Below are 20,822 nucleotides of genomic sequence, written 5' to 3'. Positions count from 1 at the left end.
GTGGACTTCGTGTGAACCGCGGGAGTTTCGCACACCTGTCGAATACGATTGCGTGGCTTCGCCTTCCGGCGGGGTTGGATTCCAGAGAGGTTGCGATGACCAGACCTAGTTGGGCGCCGGAAGGTATCGACCTGGATCGGCCCAGCGCATCGCGGGTGTACGACTATTTCGTCGGCGGGATGCACAATTTCGAGATCGATCGCACGCTGGCCCGCCAGATCGAGTCGTTCACCCCGAATGTCGCCGAAACCATGCGCGCCAACCGAGATCTGTTGCGCCGCTGCGTGCGTCATCTGGTCGACGCGGGTATCACGCAATTCCTGGATCTGGGCTCGGGCATTCCGACCGTCGGCAATGTGCACGAGGTGGCGCAGGCGCGCAATCCGCAGGCCCGTGTCGTCTACGTCGATATCGACCCGGTGGCGGTGGCGCACAGCCGGGCGATCCTGGACGGCAACCCGCATGCGACGGTCGTGCAGGCCGATGTCGCCGAGCCGGACACGATTCTGAACGATCCGCTGGTGCGGGAGGTGCTGGACTTCGACCGGCCGATCGCCGTATTGCTGTTGGGCGTCCTGCATTTCGTCCCGGACGAGGCAGATCCGGCCGGATGTGTGGCACGGCTGCAGCAAGCCGTCGCCCCGGGCAGCTATCTCGCGATCACCCATGCCACCGCCGACGGGCAGCCGGTCGAAGTGCTGGAGGCGCAGAAGCTCTCGGGACGAACCTCGACCGAAATCGTGCTGCGCGACAAGGACCATATCGCGGGATTCTTCCACGACTGGCCGCTGCTGGAACCCGGACTGGTGCATCTGCCGCTGTGGCGGCCCGACAATCCGGCGGACGTGGGGGAGCATCCCGAATTCTCCGGTGCCTATGGCGGTTTGGCGTTGCTGAACTGAGCGCGACTGTAGGGTGTGGACGCCCGTTTGAATATGGAAGGAATGCGGTGCGTACACCTTTGCTGATGGTTGTGTTCGGTCTGGCGCTGACGGCCGGTGGGGCGAATGCGGTTGCCGGGGCCGACCCGATTCCCGCTGTGCCCGGTGCCGTGCAGGCGGTATCGGAGCCGATCATCGTCGGTACCGACGGCGACGGCGGAACCACGACCCTCGACGTCGGACAGGAACTGGCGGTGGCCCTGCCCGACAACCCGACGACCGGATACGTCTGGCAGATCGGCGAAGTCGACCGCGGGGTGCTCGCTCAGGAGGGTGACCCGGTGTTCCGGCCGGGCAGCTCGATGCCGGGTGCGCCCGGTACCAGCGTGTGGACCTTCACCGCCGCCCGCGCCGGCAGCACCCGCCTGAGCCTGGTGTCGGTGCGGCCGTGGGATCAGGCCAACCCGGGCCAGCGGTTCTCGATGACCGTCACCGTGCGGTAGTACTTTCGATATCGAAACGGCCCGTCACCGGAAGGGACGGGCCGTTCGCATACCGGAACCGTTCAGCGCGCGGCGAAGACGGCCGCCGCGGGAACGACGGTGACCCACGACACCAACGCCACCATCGCGGTGAAGAACTTCGCTCGCGCACGCAGCACCGGCATCGCGGCATCGAGATCCGCCGACCACACCCGCACCAGCGTGCTGCCCACGAAACCGAGCGCGATCAGCACGCCGGCCCCGTAGGGCACCAGACTCCAGATCCCACCGCGCAGGGCCAGGGTCCCGCCGGCCACCATCAGCGCACCTACCAGCACCCGGGTGAACGACTCGATCAGCGAGGTCCGCAGCCCCAGCGCGCGCACGGAGGTCAGGATGTCGTGTTCGGCGTCCTCGGGGATGTCCTCGGCGGTATTGATCGAGAACAGCCCCGTGAGCGTCAGGCCCATTCCGAGGATCGCCACCAGTGCCGCGACTTCGATGCCACGGTCGTAGAGCCGCAGCACGACCAGGCCGGGGAAGACCATCGTCATCAGATAGGTGAAGGGGATCTGCCAGAGCCCCGAGGCCTTGAAATGCCATGGTGGCAGCGAATATTGCAGCAGCAATACGGTTCCGAGCACGATCAGCGGCAGCAGATCCGGATGGCCGGTCGCCCACGTCAGATACAGCGCGGACACGCCGATGAACGCGATGGTCGCGTAGATCTGGCGGGCCACGAACCGCACCCCGAGATCACGCACCATCCGCGAGAACTTCGATTTGTAGTCCACGTCCACCCAGCGGTCGGCCAGGCAGTTGGCGACGTGCAGCAGCTGGATCGCGGCGGCGAGCATGAGCGAGGCCACCAGCATCGGTACCGTCAGGATCTCGTCCCACGACCGCGCGCTGAACAGGACGTCGGCGGCCATGATGCCCACCGACATGGGAGCGATCTCCGGTCTGGTCAGCCACAGCGCGTAATGCAGCCGCAGATGGACCGACAGCGCGATGCCGTCTTCGCCCGGGCCGGGACTGAAGATGCGGTGCAGCTGCGCGCGCAGCGATCCGGTGGCGTAGTCTACGGTGCCTGCCACGGCGAATGTCCTTCCGGTGGGGCGGTTCTCATGGCCGCGACGCGCGTGCCTTCGCGATGCTGCGGCGGAAGAACGGTCGCGCGAAGTCTTCCGGGATATTGGCCCAGCGCAGGAAGAACGCGGTCAGCGGATCGACGGTGATGTGGGCCCGGCCGCGTTCCATTCCGCGCACGGCGACCTCGGCGACCCGGTCGGCGGGCATCGGCGCGATCGACCCCGTGATGGCCTTGGTTTCGGCAGGCTTGCGCAGATTCTCGCGCAGCAGGCCGGGGGTATCGGTGTCGGCCGGATACAGCACCGATACCGAGATCCCGTGCGGCTCGGCCTCGTAGCGCAGGCACAGGCCCAGCTGTCGTACGCCGGCCTTGGTCGGCCCGTAACTCGAGTAGCCGACGATGCCGAGAAATGCCGAGGTGGAACTGAGCAGCAGGATATTGCCGCGACCGCGTTCGACCATCCCGGGGTAGACGCTACGCACGGCGTATACCGAGCCCAGGTAATTGGCCTGCATCTGGATATCGAACTCGTCGTCGGCCAGATCGAGGAACCGGCCCGGCAGGGTGAGCCCGGCACAGCACGCCAGGACGGCGCAATCGCCCTGCCGCGCTTCGAGATCCTTGATCGCGGCGGCAAGCCCGGCCCGGTCGGTGACATCGGCGACGGCCCATTCGGCGCCGATGCGCCGCGCGGTGGCGGCCAGCACCGCTTCGCGCCGCGCGATGATCGACACGCGCGCGCCGCGGCGGGCGAAGGCAGTCGCCACGGCGGCGCCGATCCCTTCCGAGCCGCCGGTCACCATGACATGACGGCCGGTCCAGTCCACGCTCACGCGTCGTCTCCCGGTGCCGCGGCGAGGACGCCCAGCCGGTCGCGCCAGGCCACATAGGCGCCGGCCGTGCCGTCCTGCGGGACGTCGGCGAAGGCGCGATCGATGAGCGCGGCGGCCTCGTCGATGCCGCGTCCGGTATAGGTGCGCACGGCGACGTGGGTATGCGCGGTGGCACTGTCGGCCTGCTGCCGGATCTTGGCGACCATGGCCGCGCCGGCGGCCAGCTGGGTCCGGAATTGCGGCACGCGGGCCAGGATCGCCTCCAGATCGGCGACCTCGACCCCGCCGGCGAACGTGGTGGCGATGCCGATGCCGTCCCAGAGGTCGGGGTGGCGGGTGCTCTCGAATTCCTCGATCATCTTCGCCACCCCGTCGACCGAGCCGCCGCCGATGAACCACAGCGCCCGGCCGATCCCCTGATCGATGGCGCGGTGCAGGGGCGCCGGATCACCCATCCACCGCGGCAGGCGGTTGTCGACGTAGTGACGGCCGACCCATTTCTCGGTGTGGAAGAAGGCGTTGTAGAAGCCGTACCCGTCCAGGGCCAGCCATCGATAGCTCTCGTGTTTCGGGAGAGTCTTGCGCCACAACGCTTTCGGGATCCGGCCCATCGCCAGGCCCACCCCGACGTACATGGTCAGATCGTGTTTCGCGGCCGGACCGGCGATCAAATCGTGCGCGCGGCGGCCGAACGGGGTGATCGAGTCGACGGCGGCCAATCCCGTCGCGGCGCCCTCGAACGCGAAACCTCGATACTGCTCCGGCAGTGCGGCGATCGTGGCGATCACCTCGTCGTTGTTCTTGCTGCGCACCGCCATATCGATACTGGAGGCCAGATGGGTGGCGACACGTTCGAGTTCGGCGGCGGTGGCCGGGCTGGGGGCCGCGAATCCCGGTCGGTTCAGCGGCGGTTCCTGGGAGCCGGTGCCGAGCAGGAGGGAGCGGACCGGTCCGAAGACGGAAGGCATGGTGGTCTCGATTCTGTTGCTGCGAAGTGCTTTTCGGTCAGGAGGGGACCGGCGTGGGTTCGGGTGCGGGCAGTGGCTCCTGGATCGGCACCGGAACCGGATCGCGGTCGAATTCGGCGCGGCGGGCGAGCCGTTCGCGGATATTGCGCGACCACCAGTAGACGCCGCGGGCGGCACAGACGATCACGAGGGCGAAGAACAGTCCGAACGACACGTGCAGCACCATCAGGATCCCGTACATGATGCCGACCGATGCCCCGAACGCGATTTGATTGCGGGTGCCGAAGGGTGAGGTCGCGGGGTCGGTGATCATGTAGTTGGTGTAGAGCACGAATGCCAGACCGGTGATCGGCGTCAGCGCGGCGATCATCGAGATATCCGGTTCGAACAGGCCGCGCAGCACGGCCTGCAGGACGAATGCCGCCAGCCAGGCGAGGATCAGCGGCGTTTTCTTGGTGAGCTTGGCGTTCAACATGGTTCCGGCCATCAGCAGGCCCAGGACGATCAGCGCGTCGGCCGCTCCCGAGATGTTCTCCACGAAGTGGTACGGACCGACTATCGCGATCTGCGGAAAGAGCAGAAGCGATACGACGATCCCGAAATTCGACGGGTTCATGAAGTGTTTCATCTTGCCGTTGATCTTGGCCCGCAGCACCCATTTGGTGCCGACGGCGACGGTGATGCCGAACATGATCGGCAGAAATCGATCCGCCGCGTACATCAGGAAGTTGAAGGCCAGGCCGGTGATGTGCGCCGGCATCAGGAACACCATCAGCCCGCGTAACCCGTTACCGAGATATCCCGGCCGCCGCCGATAGGCCCACGCGGCAAGGGTTTCCAGTAACAGTTCGACGACGTAGGCGGTCGCCGCGGACAGGAACGGCCACAACCACGGCTGCTCGAAACCGAGCCAGAGGAAGCCGAGGATATTGAAGAACGTCAGCGAGGCCGCGAAGTTGCGCAGGGCGAGATAACGCGGATCCCGCCCCTCCTTGTCGACGCCGATGATCCTTCGCCACCGGGGCAGCTCCGAACGATCGGGAGCGTCGCCGCTGTGATCGGTATTCTGTGCGCTCACCGGGTGACCTCCCGCGCGTCGGAATCGAGAACCAGGGTGTGGCGGCCGGGCCGCAGTTGCAGTTGCTGGGTGTGGAATCCGCCGTGGTTGTCGCGCCAGCTCAGCGTGACCGGCAAGGGTGTCGCGGCGTCGATCTCGCCGAGGCCCAGGTGGATTTCGGTGGCGCGCTTGCCGGCGTGGCCGCTGCCGCCGTCGAGCTGGGCCACATGCGGTTTCCCGTCCGGAGTGGTGACGGTGACCTCCGCGCCGAGGGCGGGGGAGCCGAGGATCGGCTGACCGGCGATCGTGGTGCCCCTCGAGGCGGTGTTGGTGGGTGGGGTGAACAGGCGCAGGCCGAGATACTGCCCGAGATCGGGAGAATCGTTGCGGTAGTAGACCGGTGCCTCCCACTGGCGCGCGACGGCGAAGCTCAGCCGTCCGGTGCCGGTGGAATCGCCCACCGCGATACCCCTGGTCGGGGTCGCCGCGAAGACGTTCAGAGCGGGTGAGATGTTGGTGAAATTGCCGTCGGCGTCCTGGACGAAGAAGCCCATCCGGTTGTTGCCGGCCAGATCCGAGTCGGCGGTGTACTTCGGCCAGGCCCAGGGATATTTCGTCAGATCGTCGTTCATCGTGGCCATCTCCTGCACCTGCGGCCAGCGCGTGGTCTTGCCTTTGAACATGCCGTTGCTCTGCACGATCTGCGGACGGCCGCTGTTGTCGAAGTCGTCGATCTTGGTGTCCCATGACCAGCCGTCCCAGGCCAGGCCCTTGCGCACCGATTCGTTGCGGAAGGGAGCGACACCCGAATTCAGCTTCTCCGCGGCTTCTTTCGGGCTTCGGGCGGTGTTCATGAAGGCGAGGTTCGCCTCGACGATGCCCCACCGCTGCGCGATATTGCTGACGAACAGGTCGGGCATACCGTCACCGTCGAGGTCGCCGAAGTCCGCGCCCATGCCTTTGAACGAATCATGGCCCAGCACGAAGGATTTCGGATCGGTGGGCCCGCGCGTGCCCTCGGCGAGGGTGAACCTGATCGCACCGGGGGTCGAGCGGTTCACGAACAGCCGGTCGGGTCCCATATCGTTGGCCACGTACAGCGACGGCAGGCCGGTGCCGGTCAGATCCTGGGTGGCGGTCGCGATGGTCCAGCCGTTGGTGGTGCCCTCCGGGAAGGCGTTGAACACTTCGCGGTAATCCACGGTGGGATCGGCGCCGCCGGTGGCGCGTTCGAAGGTGAGCAGGTGGTCGCTGCCGGCGTTGGTCGCCTTGGAGAACGACTCGTTGAGCGTCAGGCTGTGGGTGCCGTCCGGGCCGATGAAATCGCTGTCGGGAAAATAGTTTCCGATGAAGACGCTCGGATTGCCGCTGCCGTCGAAATCGGCGACGGATGCGGCGAGGGTGAACCAGCGCGCCCCGTGATAACTCCCGTCGGGAGCCGCGGGGGAGGGCACGAGCTCGACCGGTTTGAACGCGCTGTTGTCCAGTTTCGCGGCGCCGGCACGCGGCAGGAACACGATCGGCGTGCGGCCGCCGTAGTACACCAGCAGGCCCATTCGGCCGGAATGGTCGAAGTCGCCGGGGATGCATCCGGTCGGTGCCATCTTGTCGTCGGTCGGCAGCGGGGCCGGATTCAGGACGAAGGGGGCGTAGCGGGTGGTGTCGCTGTCGGGCGCCGGGGTGACGATCACCGAATCGGACCGCGAGTCGACCAGGCACAGATCGTCGGCCTTGCCGTTGCCGTCGATGTCGTTGATGGCCACCGCCGAGTTGACCGACGACATCCACGCCACCACGTGTTCGTAGCGGGGCTCGATATGGCGGATCGTGCGCTGGGGCAGCCCCGGTGGTAGCGCGATCGGCATCTCGGTGAAGTGGAATCGGTGCGCCGCCGCTCCGTTCGGATCGTCGGATACCGGTGCGACCATGGCCGAATGCGCGGGCACCAGCAGAATTCCCATCAGCGCGAGGGATGCCAGCGGCACCAGCGCTTTGCGTAGCAGAGAGGTCGAGACGGGCAGTTTCACGAGTTCGGGCCCTCTTCCGTGGTGAAGCCGTCGAATATCCGGCGCAGGGTGCTCAGTGCCACGTCGAGCTGGTCCTCGGTGTGGCGGCAGTTGACGAAGAATCGCAGGCGCGCCTGGCCGGCGGGGACGACCGGATGGCCGATCGCATTCGCCATCACGTCGTGCTCGAGCAGTTGCATCGACGCGCGCACCGCCGGTTCGTCGGCGCCGGTGATGATCGGCGTGATGGGGGTACCGGCGCCGTTGCCGGTGTCGAAGCCCAATTCCCTTGCGCGCGTGAGGAAATACCGGCTGTTGTGACGCAGCGCGGCGACCCGCTGCGGTTCGTCGTGCAGGACGGCCAGCCCTTCCAGTGCTGCCGCGGCGGCCGACGGTGCGGGTGAGGCGGTGTACATGCTCAGACCGGCGGCGGAGTATTTGAAGCCGTCCACCAGTTCCCGGTTGGCGGCCAGATACCCGCCGACGCTGCCGAGCGCCTTCGACAGCGTGCCCATCCACACGTCCACGGCGTCGCCGGGCAGGTCGAACAGCTCTCGTGCGCCGAGGCCGCGCTCGCCGAGTACACCGAACGAATGCGCCTCGTCGATCATGACCGAACAGTCGTAACGCCGTGCGACCTCGATGATCTCGGGCAGCCGCACGATGTCGCCGTCCATGCTGTAAACACCCTCGAGCAGGACCATCGCGCGGTCGAAGGACCGCCGCGACATCCGCAGTATCGCTTCCAGCGAGTCGGGATCGTTGTGCCGGAACGTCACCCGCCGGCAGCCCGCCCATTCGGTGCCGGAGACGATGCTGTTGTGGATCAGCGAATCGCACACCGCCAGATCGCGTTTGCCGAGCAGGAAGGCCACCGCGGCGGCGTTGGTGAGGAATCCGCTGGACGTCACGATCGCCGCGTCGGTGTCGTAGATGCGCGCCAGCTCGGATTCGAGCTCACGGTAGAGCGGAAGTTCACCGGCGACCAGCCGCACCGCGGCCGCCGAGGTGCCGTACGTATCGATCGCGGCCGCCGCGGCGGCCTGCACCCGCGGTTCCGCGGCCAGATCCAGATATCCGAAACTGCTGAAGTTCAGCATGTCCCGGCCCGCGAAGCGGGTCCGCGCCCCGCTGACACCCTCGTGCGGCAGGTAATACGGGTTCAGCACTCCGGCCGCGGTGGCCCAACTGTCGAACCGCGCCCACTTCTCGGCCGCCTCGACCACGCCCGGGTGGTCGCGGAAATCGGTGCGGCGCACCGGTGTTTCGGTCGTCGTCGCGACGGTGACCGCCGCGGTGGCCGCGGTCTGCGCGCCGCCGCTGCCGGGATCGTGTTTGGACATCAGGGCCCGGGCCACCGCCCGCGCATCCATACTGTCGGTCGTCATCGGGCTCCTCACGCTGCCGTACGGTCGGACGTTGCTTCTTCCTGGGCGATCTGGGCGGCGATCTTCACCCCGAGACCGGCCAGCGACAGGCCGGCGCCGATGGACAGCACCGACATCTTCACGCCGAGGCTTTTCACCACACGCGCGCCGAATTCCATGGCCATCAGCGAATCGAGGCCGAGTTCGCTGGTGGGTGTCGCCAGATCCACGGTGTCGGCATCGACGCCGAGCACGATCGCCAGTTGCTCGGCGAGCAGACAGGCGACCACCTCGCCGCGCTGTTCGGAATCCAGTGCCAGAATTTCCGCGCGCAGCGCGCCGACGCCGACCGCGCCGCCCCCGGCGGCCGCTACCAGTTCGGCGAAGCGTGGTGCGCGTGCCGAGGATCGGTGCGCCAGCGCCCATTGGCTCCAATCGATGTCGAGGATCGCGCACTGGGTGACCGGCAGCCGCAGGGTTTCCCACAGCAGCGCGGTCGCGAAATCCATGTCCAGGGAGCCGTAACCGGTCATCTCGGCATAGCGCGACACCGCCCGCGAATCGGCCATCCCGCCGTCGCCGCGCATGAACCCCCAATCCACCGAGATCGCCGCCAGCCCCTGTGCGCGCCGCGTCCAGGCCAGGGTGTCCAGGACGGAATTCGCTGCGGCATAACCCAATTGGGGCGACAGCCCGGCGATTCCGCTGGCCGAGGCGTAGAGGACGAACAGGTCCAGGTCCAGTCCGGCGGCACGGGTGGCCCGGTCGAGATTGAGCGCGCCGAGCACTTTCGGCCGGAATATCTCGTGCAGCGATTCCGGAGTGACCTCGGGTATCTCGGTGTTGTTGACCACGCCCGCGGCGTGGACGAGTCCGCGTAGCGGTGCTCCGTCGGCGGCGATCCGGTCCAGCAGAGCCGCCACGGCGTCGTAGTCGGCGACATCGACCCGTTCGGCGCGCACCCGTACTCCGTCGGCGGCGAAGCGGGCGAGTTGTGCGCGGGCGGCCGCGGTGCGAGCGCCGCCGCGACCCACCAAAACCAGATTGCGGGCGCCGCGTCGCACCAACTGCCGGGCCGTCGCGAGTCCGAAGGCGCCGAATCCGCCGGTGACGAGATAGCTCGCCGCCGGGTCGATGTCGACCTCGCGGGGCAGATGCCGTACCTGCGGGTGGTCCGCGCGCAGATCCAGTGCCACCCGCCCGATCTGCGCCGAGCGAGCGACCGTCTCGAAGGCCGCGCTCAGCTCGTCCAGGCCGAAGACGGTATTCGGCAGCGGCGTGTACTCGCCCGCATGCAGGGCCTGCACAACGCGCCGCGCGGCCCGCCGGACCTGCTCCGGGCGGCGGGCGAGGATGCGGTCGATATCGACGGCGAAGAACGACAGGTTGCGGTCGAAGGGCCGCAGATCGATGGTTCCCGATCCGTAGATGTCGGCCTTGCCGATATCGACGATGCGGCCGAATTCTCCCGCGACCCGGAAGTTCTGCTGCAGGATCTCACCCGGCGCCGAACTGTAGACCACATCGGCGCCCGCGCCGCCGGTCAGTCGCAGCACCTCGTCGACGAATCCGATCGACCGCGAGGACAGTACCTCGTGGGCGCCCGCCGCCCGCACCCGTTCGCGGCGCTCGGCGGTGCCCGCGGTCGCGATGACCCGGGCGCCGAGCCGCAGCGCGACCTGGAGCGCCGCCATACCCATACCGCCGGCCGCGCCGTGCACGAGTACGGTCTCACCCGGTTGCACGCGCGCCAGCTCCCGCAACCCGATCTCCGCGGTGAACAGCGGCATGACCGAGGTGCAATGCAGCGGATCGAAGGTGCCGGGCTCGAAGATGTCCATTACGGTGGTGGCGCCGGTATCGGTGCGCAGGGTGACGAACTTGCGCACGATTCCGGGTGCGACGACGAAGATCTCGTCGCCCGGCGCGATCCCGGTCACCGCGCTGCCGACCCGTTCGACGACGCCGTATCCGTCCATCCCGATCTCGGTGCCGAAGAAGGTGCCCTCGAGTTCACGCTCGGTGAGCACACCGAGCACCTTCAGCGCGTCCTTGTAGTTCAGGCCCACCGCCCGCATCCGGATCTCGACCTCGTCCGGGCCGGGGGCGACTCGGTCCGCGGTGGCCAGGGCCAGATCGGGAAGCAACCGCGACCGCGGGATGTCGAGTCGATACGACTGCTGCGGATCCACCAGCGGCGCGGGGGTTTCCCACTCCCGGATATGCGCCGGGAGAGTGTGCCGCCAGCGAATCGTCCAGCACGCACCGGCCCGCAACGCCACCTCGTCGATGCTGGTGTCGGCGTAGATTCGTTCGATGATGTCGGCGGCGGGCGTGCCGGGTTCGGTATCGACGAGCCGCCAGTGCCCGGCCGGTAGTTCGTTGAGCAGTTCGCGGCGGGCGCCGGTGAGCGCCGCATGGTCGAGGCGGGCGAAATCGTCGATCGGCAGACACAACGCGTTCTCGGTGACGATCACACCCCGGACCTCGACCGCACCCGAATCCGTTTCGGCGAGAAGCTGTTTCACCGCGCGGGCGACCTCTGCCGTGCCGTGTACGCCGGCGGCGGGGTCGAGATCCTCACCGGCGGCGACCACCACGCGCAGTCTGCCCGAGTCCCGCGCGCCGGTCCGGAACAGATCGGCGAGCGCGGCGGCGTCGTACGCCCCGGAGTGTTCACCGACCGTCACCGGCTCGACCGTTCGCGACGTGGCGATCTCCTTGGCGCGCTGGCAGATCTGCGCCCCGAGATTGATCACCACGAACGCCTCGTCCGGAGCCGGGGCGGCCGCGGGGTCGCCGCCGTCGGTGACGATCTCCCAGACCGGTTCGTAGAACAGCTCGTCGAGCCGTTCGGTGAGTGAGCGTGTGGCGGTGAGGTTACGGAACCGCACCCCGAGCAGGCTCATCGCGACCGTGCCGTCGGGGGCGGCGATCCGGACGTCGGCACGCAGCGCGTCGGCCGGATCGCGCGTCACGACCACCACCGGATCCTCCGGCAGGGGGCCGTGTCGGCGGACTCCCGATATCGACGCGGGAACGACGACATCGTCGTCCGAATCGGGCTGCGGGCCGGACTTGTTCGCGTACAGCGCCGCGAAGCACTGCAACGCGGCATCGACGATGGCGGGGTGCGCCAGATGGCGGTGGGCGCGATCGCGATCGCTGCCGTCGACGCGGGCGAGCACGGTGTCGGCGCCGACGGCGATGTGGCGTAACCGGCGGAAGGCGGGACCGTAGCGGAGCCCGTGTGCGGCCATTCGCTCGTAGACGGTGTCGCTGGCGATCTCGACCGCATCGGGTGCGGGATCGGTGTCGATGCGACAGGAGTCGATATCGGCCTCGACGAGCCGGCCGTAGGCGTTGACCGTCCAGTCCGAGCCGGTGGCCGGGCGGGATCGGATCGTGAAACGCCGGGTGCTCTCCTCCACGCCGATCCGCACGACCGGTACATCGTGGTCGTCGATCACCAGCGGGCTGACGAATTCGACCCCTTCCAGGCCGAAGGTGTCGCGGCCGGTGCGCGCGGCGACCGCACTGAGCGCGGCGTCGAGGTAGGCGGCGCCGGGCAGCACGACCGCCTGCGCGACCACATGGTCGTGCAGCCACGGCAGATTCGATACCGACAGCTGCACCTCCCATTCCGGTGCGGTGGCCGCGGTGCGGTCGCCGAGCAGGGCGTACCCGCCGGGCGTGCCGAGCCGGTCGAGTTCGGTCTCCGGCTGTTGCGACCAGATGCGCCGGCGCTGCCACGGATAGCGTGGCAGGTCCAGATGCGGTGTGGCCGTGTCGATTCCGGCAGGCAGCCGGTCACCGTCGAGCGTTCCCGCGCGGTAGAGGTCGGCGAGGGCGTTGTGCAGATTCGCGTGGTCGTCACCACCGCGGGCCAGCGTCGGCACGGCGGCCCCGGTCACGCCGTGATCCAGCAGGATTTCGCGGATGCTGCCGCTGAGGACGGGATGCGCACCGATCTCCAGGAACACCCGGTGCCCGTCGGCGAGCATCGTGGCGACGGTGTCGGCGAACCGTACCGTGTCGCGCACATTGTGGCACCAGTAGTCGGCATCCCAATCGTCACCGGTCGCGCGCTGTGCGGTGACCGTGGAGTAGGCCGGAATCGTGGCCGCCGCGGGGGACAGGGCCGCGAGTTCGGTGCGCAGCTCGTCGAGAACGGGATCCATGCGGCGACTGTGATACGGCACTTCCACCCGCAACATCCGTGCGAACGTGCCGTCGGCGGTGAGGCGGTCGGCGAGGTCGCGCAGTACCGTCACATCGCCTGCCAGTGTGACCGCCGAGGGACTGTTCACCGCCGCGATATCGATGCCGGAGGCGTCTGCCGCCAGTTCCCGCGCCTCGGCCTCCGCGAGACCGACGGCCAGCATGCCGCCGGTGTGCGCGGTGGTGGCCTGCAACCGGGAACGGTGATAGCTCACCGCGACCGCCTGCGCCGCTGTCAGCGAACCGGATACGTAGGCAGCGGTCACCTCGCCGACGCTGTGACCGACCACCGCGGCCGGACGGATCCCCAGCGCGGCCAGCTCGGCCGTGAGCGCTGCCTGCACGACGAAGTTCGCCGGCTGGGCGATCTCGGTGCGGGTGATCCGCGAATCGTCTTCGTCACAGAGCAATTCCGCGAGAACCGACCAGCCGGCCAGTGCCCGGAACTCTCGATCGATCTCGCGAGCGGCGGCGGCGCCGGGACCGTCGGCTTCGAGCAGAGCCCGGCCCATCGCCCACCACTGCGGCCCCATTCCGCTGAACACGAACACCGGATCCGTGCTCCCCTCGGAGATCGCTCGTGCGGGTGTCCGGCCGCCACCGGCCGCGAATTCGGTCAGCTGCGCTCGGAGATCGTCGCCGTCGGTGTAGAAGAAGGCCGTGCGCAGCGGGTGGTGTGCGCGCCGCACCCATGCCGCGGCGGTCAGGTGGTGCGGCGGCACCGCATCCGATGCCACGCACAGCTCGGCCGCCAGCACGCGCAGCGCGGACTCGTTTCGCGCCGACAACGGCAGGACGGGCAAAGACGATGCGGTGCGGGCTGGTTCGGCCGTCTCGGGCGCCGGCCCGATCAGCACATGCGCGTTGGTTCCGCCGTAGCCGAAGCTGTTGACGGCGACCACCGGCTGTCGCAGCGGTTCGGCGCGCAACGGCACCCGCAGGCCCAGGCCGTCGAAATCGATCTCCGGATTGGGCTTGTCCAGCCGTGCCTGCGGGGCGATCGTGCGGTGATGCACGGTGAGCGCGGCCTTGATAACGCCGGCGACGCCCGCCGCGGCCTCGGTGTGCCCGATATTGTTCTTCACCGACCCGACCGGCAGCGCCTCCGTGCGTTCCGGCACGGCCCCGTACACCGCGCCCAGCGCGGTCATCTCGATCGGATCGCCCACCGGAGTTCCGGTGCCGTGCGCCTCGACGAAGCCGATGTCGTGCGCGGCGATCCCCGCCTGCTGCCGCACCCGCTCGGCGAGCTGCTGCTGCGCAACCGGATTCGGGACCGGCACGGCCAGGGTGCGCCCGTCCTGATTCACCCCGCTGCCGCGCACCACGGCGTAGATGCGGTCGCCGTCACGGACCGCCGCGTCGAGCGGTTTGACGACGATCGCACCGGCACCTTCACCGCGGCCGTACCCGTCGGCGTCGGCGTCGAAGGATTTGCAGTGCCCGTCCACGGCCAGGAACCGGCCCTTGCACATGGAGACGAACGTCTCCGGCTGCAGCATCGCGTTGGTGCCCCCGACGATCGCCGCCGAACATTCTCCGGTCTCCAGCGCTCGCACGGCCTGGTGCAGCGCCACCAGGGAGGACGAACATGCGGTGTCGATGGTCATGGTCGGCCCGTGCAGATCGAGCAGGAACGCGATCCGGGCCGAGAGCAGCGTGTGCGAGGAACTGGTCGGGGTGTGCGAATTGATCGAGGCGCGAACGATATTGCGGCTCACCGCGTTGTCCATCATGAAGCCGCCGACGAATACGCCGATATCGCGCCCGCCGACCCGCCCGGCCATCCCGCCGTCGTCGAGTGCCTCCCAGGCCACCTCGAGCAACAGCCGCTGCTGCGGGTCCAGGATGGCGGCCTCGCGCTGGGAGATGCCGAAGAAGTCGGCGTCGAAATCCCACAGCGATTGCGTCAGGAAGCCGCCGTGACGGGTGTACATGCGCCCGGGGGCGTCGGGATCCGGGTCGTAGAACTTGTCGAGACTCCACCGATCCGCCGGGACCTCGACGACGCCGTCGCCGCGGCGGAGCACGAAATCCCAGAACGAGTCCGGACCGTCGATACCGCCGGGAAACGACAGCCGATCCCGACGATTGCTGCATCGGACATTGCGCGGTCCTCTGATTGTCTGCACCGAGTCGTGCACATGTGCACGGAAGCGGTCGAACCATTCATATACGAACAACAGGGAGCATAGATACGAACCGCTCGCGGCGGTTGGAGAATTGTCGAAAGTCGTTGTGAGAGTTGACTCGAGGGCATGGTGCGCTGAATTTTAGAAATGACATCCGGCCTGCTGACAGTGTTATTTTCGGGCTGACGATGTTATTTCCCGGAGCTCGACAGTGATTATGTCCGAGCCATGACGATGTTATTTGCGGCCATCTGCGCCATATGATCGAACAATGACATCGTTATCGGCCGGCGTGCGCGCCGGGCCCGGTGAAATAACAATGTCACCGCGATTCATGACATTGTTATTCGGGTACATTCAGCCGTCATGAAATCCGGTGAATTCGCGCTCGATCCGGGAGCCGACCCGATTACCGACCCCGCCTGGCTGCGCGGGTTCGTCGACCACTACATCGCCGGGTGGAACGCCGGTGACGCCGCCGCCGTCGCCGCCTGCGTCAGCGAGGACACCCGCTGGCTCGACCCGTCCGAAGAACATGTCATGATCGGCCGGTCCGCGGTCGCGGCATTCGTCGACGACACCGTGCGCTCGTTTCCGGATGTGGCTTATCACCTCGTGTTCGAGCCCGCCGTCACCGCCGACGGGCTGGCCGCGATCGTGCCGTGGCGGATGACCGGCACCAATACGGGGCCGATCGATCCGCCCGGATTCGCCGGTACCGGCAAGAAGTTCGACCTGTTCGTGGTCGACATCTGGCAGTTTCGCGAGGGGCTGATCTGGCGTAGCAAGGCCACCTGGGACCTGAACGAACTGTTGCTGCAACTCGAACTGCTACCCAAGCGCAACGGTTTCGCCGAACGCGCGATGGCTCGCATGCAGCGCGCCGGCGTGCGGCTGCGCCGCCGGTCAGGACGTGGGTGAGAGCACGCGCTCCACCGCGCGGTGCACCGAGCGCTGCACCCACTCGGGATCGGCGCCCATGCCGATCATGATGTTCACGATCGAGGGCAGCAGTACCTCGCCGACGCCCTCGTCTCCGTAGAGCCCGGCCATGTCCAGCTGGATGAAACCGTAGAGACCCGTCCAGAATTGGGCCGCCGCCGCCCGTGCGTTCTCCGCGCGAACCAGGCCGGCGTCGAGGGCGCGCTGGGTCGCCCGCACCACGTGGTCGAAACTCTCGGCGAAGTTGTCGAAGTCCGAATCACCGGTACCGGACAGGATGTTGCCGCGATGCAGCTTCACCTCCGCCCTGGGTGATTCGGTGGCGAACATCAGGCGGAACAGTTCGGGTTTGCGCAGCGCTTCGTCGCGAAAGACGAAGCCCAGCACCAGAATGTCGGTGATCGGGTCGTCGGTGCACCCACACTCGGCCAGCCGGGCCGAGAGCTGGGCGAATCCGGCCGAGCCCACCGCGCGCAGCAGTCCGGGCATTCCGCTGAAATTGGAGTAGATCGCCATGGTCGACACTTCGCAGATCCGCGACACTCGTCGCACGGTCAGGGAGGTCAGGCCCTCCGCGGAGATGAGTTGAATAGTCGCGTGGATCAAGCGATCTCGTAACGACTGTGCCACCGCGGCACCGGATTCACAGGCAGTCGCGCTCATGCCGCCGCCACCGTTCGCAGTTCGGCGGCGGTGATGTCCTCCAGGGAGCGGCGCCGCGTCTCCACGATGTAGACCACCGCCGCGATCGTCGCCAGCGCGATCGGCACCGCACTGATCAAGGCCATGACGCTGATCGAGGGCGCGGCCACCGCCAGCACCACCAGTGCGATCACACCGACGCCGCCGGCCTTCGTCATGGCCGCCGCGACACCGCTGCCGCGCGAGCGGATCCGGGTCGGGTAGATCTCCGCGCCGTAGGCGACGATCACCGCCACGATCGAGCTGGAACCCCAGATGGGCACTACCAGAAGGATATTGAGCAGCAGCCGGTGGTCGGCCACATGGTCGCCGAGTATCACGAATCCGGCCAGGGTCACCGCCAGCAGCGCGCCCAGCGTGATGAGGGTCCATTTGGTGGAACGGTGATAGCAGTAGGCGACGGCGAAGTTCAGCGGGAATCCGATGAGGGCGGAATCGCGCAGGATGCGATCGGCGGTCACATCGCTGAATCCGAGATTGCGCAGATTGGTCGGCAACCACAACTGGAATCCGTAGGTGACCAAGCCGACCCCGAGCCCGATCAGTGACAACACCACGGTGACACCGAGATACGGCCGCCGCAGCAGTTGTCCGAACCCGTCGCGCACGCCGTCCTCGGCGGCCAGTTCGCTGTGCTCGACCGGGACGATCTCGGCGTTGTAGGTGCGCAGCACGTCTTCGGCCTCGCGGTGACGGCCGACGGCCAGCAGGTAGCGCGGCGATTCCGGGATCCAGCGCACCAGCAGCACCAGCAGGAATCCTGTCGGCAACCCGAGCAGCCACAGGCTGCGCCAGCTGTAGGTGTGCCCGATGGTCGACGAAAGCCAGCTGGTGACGATGTAGGCGCCGGCGATGTCACCCCCGATCAGCACCAGCAACCAGCCGCGATGCCGGGCCGGGATGGTCTCCGAGAGAAGCGTGAACGCGATCGGCAACATCCCCCCGGCGCCCAGCCCCATGACGAAACACATCGCCACGTTCCATTCGAAACTGGGCATCGCGCCACAGATCGAGGTGCCCACGAAGAAGATTCCGGCCAGCAGGATGGCGGCCTTGCGTCCCATCCGGTCGCCGAGCCAGCCCCACAGGAACGAGCCGAGTACGGTGCCCGCGATGCCCGACAGCGGCAGCAACGCGACCGGCAGCGCGTCGACATGCGGGTTGGCCGGTGTTCTCAGGTGGTATTCGGCGCCGACTCCGGGTACCACGAACGACAGTGTCGTCGGCTTCATCACATCGATGGTGATTGCGGCCGCCATCACCAGCATCAGCACCACATGCACGCGGTTGATGGGGGCGTCATCGAGGGCGCGCACCCGCAGCGCGACCACCCGGTGGTGCACCGATCGAGTCGGGAAAAGGCCGTAGGTGGTCAGCGCCAATCCGGCCACGATCAGCGCCATACCGCAGATCATCGCGGTGTCCATGGGCATTCCCGCCATGCGGTAGCCCATGTCCCGGGCCATCCGGAACATCGGCAGGTGCAGCAGCACTCCGCCGGTGGTGGCCGTCAGGCCCAGCCAGAACGCCCAGGTGCGCCGGCCGGCGCCGAGTGTGTCGGGTAAATGGGGAGATTCGACGGATTCCCTGCCTTGCATCACCGGATCCTCGTCTACTACATCAGCCGCCACCCCTCGGCCGTCGAACAGCTACCGGGCGGTAGCCTACACACGAAACGTGCAGATCGATGGCCTGTTTCGGAAGATCTAATGTGAAAAGCCTTCTCCGGAAATACTTTTCGCGTGGGGATCGGCGAGCGGTCGCGGGCCTACCGCCGATGTCCCCGAGTGGGGCGCGTCAGCAGCAGTTTTGCGGAAATCCGGCGCCGGGCGGATGGCGCCGGCGCGCAGGGGAGTGTGGATTGTGTGCGACTCGGGCTAATCGGTGGTTACCGATCGCTGCGGTAGGTACGACAACACGCCGATTCTAGTGGCGGGCAGAAGGTCATACCTGCCAGTGGTGGGAACGGTCGGCGACGGGGCGTGAGCGCGCGAGCCGCCCCGACGCGCGATCCGCGTGACACCGAAACCGGTCGTCCCCCGATGGCGGCGGACGAAACGCTCGATTCGACCGCCGCCACGCTCGGTTTCGGAGCCGTCGGGTGTTATCGGGGAGACGGGGGTTCGGCGGATACGGCGGCGTTGTCGTCGGCCAGGCGGCCGTCCGCGAGTCGCAAGTGCCGGCTCACCCGCACCTCGGCGAGAAAGTGTTCGTCGTGACTGACGACCACGATCGCGCCCCGATAGGACTCCAGGGCGCCGACCAGCTGTCCGACACTCACCAGATCGAGGTTGTTGGTGGGTTCGTCGAGCAACAGCAGTTGCGGCGCGGGTTCGGCGAACAGCACGCAGGCCAGTGTGGCCCGCAGTCGCTCCCCGCCGGAGAGGACGCCGACCGGCAGATGGGCGCGCGAGCCGCGGAACAGGAAGCGCGCCAACAGATTCATCCGCTGCGCGGCGGGCAGGTGCGGGGCGGCGGCGGCCAGATTCTCCGCCACGGTCCGGTCGGCATCGAGCAGGTCCAGCCGCTGGGACAGGTAGGCGATCCGGCCGTCGGCGCGGGTAACGGTACCGCTGTCGGGGGTGAGGTCGCCGTGCACGATGCGCAGCAGCGTGGACTTGCCCGCGCCGTTGGGTCCGGTCAAGGCGATGCGCTCGGGTCCGCGGACGGTGAGATCGGCGCCCTCGCCGGCGAACAACTCGCGCTCGCCGAAGCGGAACCGGATGTGCTCGGCGGCGAACAGCGTGCGGCCGGCCGGGACCTCGGTATCGGGCAGGTTCAGCACGATGCGCTGTTCTTCGCGCAGCGCCCGCCCGGCCTCGTCGAGGCGGTTCTTCGCGGCGTCCAGCCGGGCGCCGTGGGTTTCGTTCGCGCGACCCGCCGACTGCTGGGCATTGCGTTTCATGGTGCCGGCGAAGATCTTCGGCAGTCCGGCGTTGCCGAGATTGCGCTGCGCGTTGCTCGCCCGGCGCGCGGCGCGTTCGCGAGCCTGCTGCAATTCCCGCTTCTCGCGCTTGACCTCCTGTTCGGCGGTGCGGATGTTCTTCTCCGCCACCGCCTGCTCGGCCTGCACCGCTTGCTCGTAGTCGGTGAAACTACCACCGTAGTAACGGATTTCGCCGTCGTAGAGTTCGGCGATGCGATCGGTGCGGTCGAGCAGGGCCCGGTCGTGGCTGACCAGCAGCAGGCAGCCGTTCCAGTCGGTGAGCACGTCGTAGAGCTGGTGGCGCGCCTCGAGATCGAGGTTGTTGGTGGGTTCGTCGAGCAGCAGCACATCCGGTCGCCGCAGGAGCTGCGCGGCCAGTCCGAGCGAGACGATCTGCCCGCCGCTGAGGGTGTGCAGCCGCCGGTCGAGCGGCAACGCGGCCAGCCCGAGCCGGTCCAGTTGAGCGCGCGTGCGTTCCTCGATGTCCCAGTCGGTGCCGATGGTGGTGAAGTGCCGCTCGTCGGTGTCGCCGGATTCGACGGCCGCCAGCGCGGCCAGCACCGGTGCGATGCCGAGAACTTCAGCGACCGTCAGCTCTCCGGTCAGGGGCAGATTCTGCGGCAGATATCCCATGGCGCCGTCGACGGTGATGCTGCCCGCCGAAGGGGTCAGCTCGCCGGCGATCAGGCGCAGCAGGGTGGTCTTCCCGGCGCCGTTGGGGGCGACCAGGCCGGTCCGTCCGCCCGGCACGCTGAAGGACAGATCCCGGAACACCGGGGTGTCGTCGGGCCAGGTGAACGACAGGTTCGAACAGACGATGAAGGCATCGGACATGGTGAGACCTCGAAAGTCGTTGCGGCACGGTGCGATCGCGCCGCAGGGTGATCGGGTGAACGACGACATGGCCACGTCGGCGGCGCCGCGTGCGCCTACCGGTGGCCGTGACTTCCGGGTCTATCCGGAGATGTCGAGTTCACCAACCATGTCTGGTCTCCTTGATCTACCGACTCCGCCCGACGATAACAGCCGGGACCGCATCGCACGGAAAAGGTCAGGTCGGGTTACTGCTCGTGCGTCGACGGGCCGTCCGGGCGAGGGGTGTTCATCGCCGCCGGCCGCGGCATTCCGAGCCTGTCCCGGGCGGGATCGCGCCCCGGAGTCCGCTGGTTCGCCCGTGGAACCGATAGTGTCGACGGCATGCCGAGTTCGCTC

Annotated in this window: 13 protein-coding genes; 3 read left to right on the top strand and 10 right to left on the bottom strand. The window is 67.7% G+C overall.

Annotated features, from left to right (window positions below; genetic code table 11):
• Positions 1–95: 95 nt before the first annotated feature.
• Positions 96–902 carry an SAM-dependent methyltransferase gene (locus A5789_RS17245; RefSeq protein WP_063018166.1) on the top strand — a complete coding sequence of 269 codons (807 nt, stop codon included), beginning with the start codon at positions 96–98 and terminating at the stop codon, positions 900–902.
• A gap of 47 nt (positions 903–949) precedes the next feature.
• On the top strand, positions 950–1,384 hold the full coding sequence (locus tag A5789_RS17240) for a protease inhibitor I42 family protein (protein ID WP_146098785.1): 435 nt from the start codon (positions 950–952) through the stop codon (positions 1,382–1,384).
• 62 nt (positions 1,385–1,446) lie between these two features.
• Here the strand turns inward: A5789_RS17240 and A5789_RS17235 are convergent, their stop codons facing one another.
• The 7 genes from A5789_RS17235 to A5789_RS17205 are packed head-to-tail and all read right to left on the bottom strand — an operon-like array spanning position 1,447 to position 15,040.
• Positions 1,447–2,460, bottom strand: a complete 1,014-nt coding sequence (locus A5789_RS17235) for a hypothetical protein (RefSeq protein ID WP_064907222.1) — start codon at positions 2,458–2,460, stop codon at positions 1,447–1,449.
• 28 nt (positions 2,461–2,488) lie between these two features.
• Positions 2,489–3,289, bottom strand: a complete 801-nt coding sequence (locus A5789_RS17230; RefSeq protein ID WP_155525825.1) for an SDR family oxidoreductase — start codon at positions 3,287–3,289, stop codon at positions 2,489–2,491.
• The gene (locus A5789_RS17225; RefSeq protein ID WP_064907220.1) at positions 3,286–4,257 is read right to left on the bottom strand and encodes a DUF1702 family protein; all 972 of its coding nucleotides are present in this window, start codon (positions 4,255–4,257) and stop codon (positions 3,286–3,288) included. Before A5789_RS17225 ends, A5789_RS17230 begins: the two co-directional genes overlap by 4 nt.
• 37 nt (positions 4,258–4,294) lie before the next feature.
• Entirely contained in the window at positions 4,295–5,335 is a 1,041-nt protein-coding gene (locus tag A5789_RS17220; protein ID WP_155525826.1) for an RnfABCDGE type electron transport complex subunit D, read from the bottom strand.
• Positions 5,332–7,341, bottom strand: a complete 2,010-nt coding sequence (locus tag A5789_RS17215; RefSeq protein ID WP_197516625.1) for a CRTAC1 family protein — start codon at positions 7,339–7,341, stop codon at positions 5,332–5,334. Before A5789_RS17215 ends, A5789_RS17220 begins: the two co-directional genes overlap by 4 nt.
• Positions 7,338–8,708, bottom strand: coding sequence for an aminotransferase class I/II-fold pyridoxal phosphate-dependent enzyme (locus A5789_RS17210; RefSeq protein ID WP_064907219.1), 1,371 nt, complete (start codon positions 8,706–8,708; stop codon positions 7,338–7,340). The genes A5789_RS17215 and A5789_RS17210 overlap by 4 nt, the downstream gene beginning before the upstream one ends.
• Before the next feature lie 8 nt (positions 8,709–8,716).
• A complete protein-coding gene (locus A5789_RS17205) occupies positions 8,717–15,040 on the bottom strand; it encodes a type I polyketide synthase (RefSeq protein ID WP_231956648.1) in 6,324 nt (2,107 codons plus the stop codon).
• A 366-nt stretch (positions 15,041–15,406) separates the two neighbouring features.
• On the opposite strand from A5789_RS17205, the gene A5789_RS17200 reads away from it, so the two are divergent.
• A complete protein-coding gene (locus tag A5789_RS17200) occupies positions 15,407–15,961 on the top strand; it encodes a nuclear transport factor 2 family protein (RefSeq protein ID WP_063018795.1) in 555 nt (184 codons plus the stop codon).
• Here A5789_RS17200 and A5789_RS17195 read toward each other — a convergent pair.
• The 3 genes from A5789_RS17195 to abc-f all read right to left on the bottom strand — a co-directional run bounded on the left by A5789_RS17195 (position 15,947) and on the right by abc-f (position 20,444).
• Positions 15,947–16,645, bottom strand: a complete 699-nt coding sequence (locus A5789_RS17195) for a TetR/AcrR family transcriptional regulator (RefSeq protein WP_063018788.1) — start codon at positions 16,643–16,645, stop codon at positions 15,947–15,949. The genes A5789_RS17200 and A5789_RS17195 overlap by 15 nt on opposite strands.
• Entirely contained in the window at positions 16,642–18,282 is a 1,641-nt protein-coding gene (locus A5789_RS17190; RefSeq protein WP_064907231.1) for an MFS transporter, read from the bottom strand. Before A5789_RS17190 ends, A5789_RS17195 begins: the two co-directional genes overlap by 4 nt.
• 506 nt (positions 18,283–18,788) lie before the next feature.
• The gene (gene abc-f / locus A5789_RS17185) at positions 18,789–20,444 is read right to left on the bottom strand and encodes a ribosomal protection-like ABC-F family protein (protein WP_064923325.1); all 1,656 of its coding nucleotides are present in this window, start codon (positions 20,442–20,444) and stop codon (positions 18,789–18,791) included.
• Positions 20,445–20,822: the final 378 nt, after the last annotated feature.

The organism is Nocardia sp. 852002-51101_SCH5132738 (genome assembly GCF_001665695.1).
Lineage (GTDB): Bacteria > Actinomycetota > Actinomycetes > Mycobacteriales > Mycobacteriaceae > Nocardia > Nocardia nova.
Note: the sequence above shows the minus strand (reverse complement) of the source record. Positions and strands in the feature narration are given on the sequence as shown.